Origin of the sequence: Streptomyces sp. NPDC060209, from assembly GCF_042728155.1 — a bacterium.
Lineage (GTDB): Bacteria > Actinomycetota > Actinomycetes > Streptomycetales > Streptomycetaceae > Streptomyces.
Genome location: NZ_JBHWZS010000453.1, coordinates 1 through 5,015, shown reverse-complemented (window position 1 = coordinate 5,015; position 5,015 = coordinate 1). Strand labels below are relative to the sequence as shown.

Annotated in this window: 1 protein-coding gene; it reads right to left on the bottom strand. The window is 70.9% G+C overall.

Going from position 1 to position 5,015, the window contains the following annotated elements:
* A partial coding sequence (locus tag ACFWFI_RS40870; protein WP_387400740.1) for an amino acid adenylation domain-containing protein occupies positions 1-5,015 on the bottom strand: 5,015 nt, incomplete at both ends.

The following is a 5,015-nucleotide window of genomic DNA, read 5'->3' as shown; positions in this document are numbered from 1 at the left end:
GTGAAGATCTCGAAGACCGAGACATCGAAGTTGACCGACGTACCCGCCAGCGCCATGCGCCCCGGACCCGCCCCGATCAGCCCCGCCAACTGCGAGACACCGTTGACGACATTGCGGTGTGTGGCAGCGACACCCTTCGGCGTGCCGCTCGAACCCGAGGTGTACATCACGTACGCCAGGTCGTCCGGCCGGAGCGGCGCGTTGCGGTCCCGGCCTGTCAGGTCCCCCGCGCTCTCGGCACCGCTCGGGCCGGAGTCCAGGTCGACCTCGTCGAGGAGGAAGGCCGGTACGCCGGAGTCGGGCAGTACGGAGAGGGTGTCGTTGTCGGTCAGCACCAGCTGGGGTGCCGCTTCGGAGAGGATGTGGGCCAGACGGTGGCTGGGGTACTTCGGGTCGATCGGCAGATACGCCGCCCCCGACTTCAGCACCGCCAGCATGCCCACCACCAGATCCGCCGACCGCGGCAGCGCCAGCGCCACCACCGCCCCAGGACCCGCCCCACGCCCCACCAGCTCCCGCGCCAGACGATTCGCCCGCGCGTTCACCTCCGCATACGACAACTCCGCACCCTCGAACACCACCGCGACCGCATCCGGACTCCCCACCACCTGACGCTCGAACAACCCGGGAAGGGTGATCGCCGGCACCGGCAGCGAAGTCCGGTTGTGGCCGCGCAGGACCAGCTCGCGCTCGGCGGGGTCGAGCACGTCGACCAGGCCGACCGGGGCTCCCGGGTTCGCGACCAGCCCGCCCAGCACCCGCAGGAACCGGGTCGCGAGGACCTCGGCCGTCGTGCGGTCGAAGAGGTCGGTCGCGTACTCGATGAGGCCCTGCGCCTCACGCCCGGCGGGCGTGGTGACCTCGGTGAGGTTGAAGAACAGGTCGAACTTCGCGGTGCCGGTGACGACGGGGACGAAGTCCACGCGCAGGCCCGGCAGGTCGAAGTCGGCCTGGGCGAAGTTCTGCCACGCGAACATCACCTGGAACAGCGGGTGGTAGGCGGTCGAGCGGTCGGGGTTGAGGAGTTCGACCAGTCGCTCGAAGGGGGCGTCCTGGTTGCCGTAGGCGCCCAGCGCCTTCTCCTTCACCTGGGCGATCAGCTCGTCGAACGTCGGATTGCCGGCGAGCTCGGCCCGCAGCACCCAGGTGTTGACGAAGAAGCCGATCAGGTCGTCCAGGGCGTCGTCGGTGCGGCCGGCGATCGGGGCGCCGATCGGGATGTCGTCCCCGGCGCCCATCTGGTGCAGCAGGACGGCGAGCACCGACTGCATCACCATCGAGACGGTCACATCGCGGTCGCGGGCCAGTTCCTCGACCGCGGCGAGCAGCTCGGGCCGCACGGTGAACTCGGTCATGCCACCGCGGTGGCTGGCCTTCGGCGGGCGCGGCCGGTCGGAGGGCAGCTGGAGCGGCTGCGGGATGCCGGCCAGCTCGTCGCGCCAGTAGGCGCGCTGCTGGGAGAGCACGCTTCCCGGATCCGAGTCCGCCCCCAGGAGTTCGCGCTGCCAGACCGCGTAGTCGACGTACTGGACGGGGAGCTCGGGGAACTGCGGCGCGCGGCCCTCGCGGCGGGCCGAGTAGGCGGCGGAGACCTCGCGGATCAGCGGCGCCATCGACTCTCCGTCGCCGGCGATGTGATGGATCACCAACGACAGGATGTGCTCCTGTTCACCGGTGCGCAGGATGCGGGCCCGCACCGGGATCTCGCGGTCCAGCGCGAACGTGTACTCCGCCGTCCCGGCGATCGCCGCGTCCAGCCCGCCGGTCGTCACCTCGACGACCGGCACCTCGAGCAGGGCGTCGTCCGACGGCACGATCCGCTGGAAGGGAACGCCCTCGGCGTCCTCGACGAAGACGGTGCGCAGGCTCTCGTGCCGGGCCACCACGTCGCCGAGGGCGGCTGCCAGGGCAGCTGCGTCGAGCACGCCGGTGAGCTTCAGGTTGAGCGGGATGTTGTACGTGGTCGAGGGGCCTTCGAACTTGTCGATGAACCAGAGGCGGCGCTGCGCGAACGACAGCGGAAGCCGCTCCGGCCGGGAGGGAAGGCGCTTCAGCGCCGGGCGGACCTCGACGCCGGCCGACAGGTGCGTGGTGAGTTCGGCGACGCTCGGCGCGGCGAAGACCGTCTTGATCGGGATCTCCGCGCCGAGGACGGTACGGACCCGGCTGATCAGGCGGGTCGCGAGCAGCGAGTGTCCGCCGAGAGTGAAGAAGTTGTCGTCGATGCCGACTCTGTCCACCCCGAGGACCTCGGCGAACAGGCCCGCCAGGGTCTCCTCCGCCTCGGTGCGTGGTGCCCGGTAGGCACCGGCGGTGAATTCCGGCTCGGGCAGCGCGGCCCGGTCGAGCTTGCCGTTGGGCATCAGCGGGAGGCGGTCGAGGGTCATGAAGACGGCCGGGACCATGAAGTCCGGCAGCCGTGCGGCCGCTGCCTCGCGCAGCTGGTCGGCGGTGACACTGCCGGGCCCGGTGGGCACGACGTATGCGACGAGCCGCTTGCCGGTGCCTGTGCCCGTGCCGACGGCTACGACCACCGCCTGGGCTACACCGGGGTGAGCCACGACGGCGGCTTCGACCTCGCCGGGTTCGACGCGGAAGCCGCGGACCTTGACCTGGCTGTCGCCCCGGCCCACGTACTCCAGTTCGCCCTGCGCGTTCCAGCGGGCCAGGTCACCCGTGCGGTACATCCGCGACCCGGGCTCGCCGTAGGGGTCGGCGACGAAACGCTCGGCGGTCAGATCCGGGCGGCCGCGGTAACCGCGGCCGACGTTCCCGCCGATGTAGAGCTCTCCTGTGACACCCGCGGGGACCGGCTGGAGTCCGGAGCTGAGGACGTAGGCGCGCATGTTGCCCAGCGGTGCGCCTATCGGCACGGCTCCCAGTGCCTGCGGGGTGCCGGAGGAGGTGAAGGAGGTCGCGTAGAACGACTCGGTCTGGCCGTAGGCATTGATGATCCGTACGCCGGGGAAGGCGTCGCGGGTGCGGTTGACCAGGTCGGCGGAGAGCGCCTCGCCTGCGAAGACCAGGACGTCCACCCGCGTGCGGTCGGCGATCTGGTCGAGGAGTTCGGCGAAGGCCGAGGGGACGGTGGAGATGACGTTGCCGTGCCAGCCCTCGCGCTCGCCCAGGACCAGGACGTCGCGGACCACTTCGACGCTGCCGCCGGTGCACAGCGTGGTGAAGATCTCGAAGGCGGAGACGTCGAAGTTGACCGATGTGCCGGCCAGCGCCTTGCGGCCGGGCCCCGCGTCGATCTTCCCGGCGAGCTGGGTGACGCCGTTGACGACGTTGTGGTGGGTGATGGCGACACCCTTGGGGGCGCCGGTGGAACCCGAGGTGTACATGACGTACGCCAGGTGCCGCGGCTCCAGCGGCGCCCGGCGCTCGGCGTCGGAGAGGTCCCCGACGCCGGCGGAGGCGTCCCTGTCGACGTCATCGAAGTCGACGTCGTCGAGGAACAGCACCGGGGCGTCGCCGGCGGGCAGCACGCCAACGGTGTCGTGGTCGGTGAGGATCAGATGGGGGGCTGCCTCGGTGAGGATGTACTCCAGCCGGTGACTGGGGTACTTGGGGTCGATCGGCAGGTAGGCCGCGCCGGCCTTGAGGACCGCCAGGAGCCCGATGACGAGCTCCGCCGAGCGGGGCAGCGACAGCGCCACGACCGCTTCGGGGCCCACGCCCCGGCCGGCCAGCTCCCGCGCCAGGCGGTTCGCCCGCGCGTTCACCTCCGCGTACGTCAGCTCAGCGCCCTCGAAGACCACCGCCACCGCGTCCGGACTCTGTGCGGCCTGAGCCTCGAAGAGTGCGGGGACGGTGAGCTGGGGGGCCGGTGCGGCGGTGTCGTTGAACTGCTCCAGCAGGCGTACGCGCTCGGCGGGCTCCAGGATGTCGACGCGGCCCACCGGCTGCGAGGGGTCGGCGATCAGCTGGCGCAGGACGCGTACGAACCGTGCGGCTATGACGTCGACCGTCGCCCGGTCCAGGACGTGTTGCTGGTACTGGAGGTTGAGCCGCAGGTGCGGGTCGGCGTCCGCCATGACGGTCAGCGGGTAGTGGGTGCCGGTGGACGGGCGGATGCCGGTGAAGGCGATGCCGGCCGCGGAGTTGGCGTCGCTGAGGCCGTCGCGGTCGACGGGGTAGGACTCGAACACGACCAGGGTGTCGAACAGGGTCGTGAGCCCAGTGGCCTGGTGGATCTCGGTGAGGCCGTAGTGGTGGTGGTCGAGGAGGGCCGCCTGGCGCTTCTGCAGGCGTTGCAGCACGTCGGCGAGCGTGTCGGCAGGCGAGTACTCGACGCGGACCGGAAGGGTGTTGATGAACATGCCGACGATGGAGTCGACGTCCGTCACCGCCGGCGGGCGGCCGGAGACGGTGGCTCCGAACACCACGTCCTGCCGTCCGGTGAGCTGGCCGAGGAGCACCGCCCAGGTGCCCTGGACCAGGGTGTTGACGGTGACGCCCAGCTCGGAGGCACGCCGGTTCAGTTCCCGGACCTCCTCCAGCGGCAGGGGAAGCTCGACGTGCCCGATCCCGGAGCTGCCCTCCTGGCCGGCGCCGCCGGGCACGAGCAGGGTCGGCTCGTCCACGCCGGCGAGCTCCTGCGCCCAGGCGCGGGCCGTCTCCTCGTCGTCCTGTCGCGACAGGTGGACCAGGAAGTCCTTGAAACCCCGGACCCTGGGCAGTACGGAGGAGTCACCGGCCGATCCGTACAGGCGGAGGATGTCCTGCATGAGGATCGGCAGGGACCACCCGTCGAACAGGACGTGGTTGGCGGTCAGGACGAGTTCGGCCTGGTCCGGCTCGGTCCTGACCAGGGTCAGCCGCAGCATCGGCGGAGAGGCCGGGTCGAAGCTCCGGCCGTGGTCCTCGGCCAGGAACCGGTCGAAGGCGTCGGCGCGGTTCTGCTCGCCGAGGTGTCGCAGGTCGATCTCCTGCCAGGGGACTTCGACGCCGTCGACGACGACCTGTACCTGGTTGCCGTCGGAGTCGTCGACGAAGGCGGTGCGCAGGTTGGC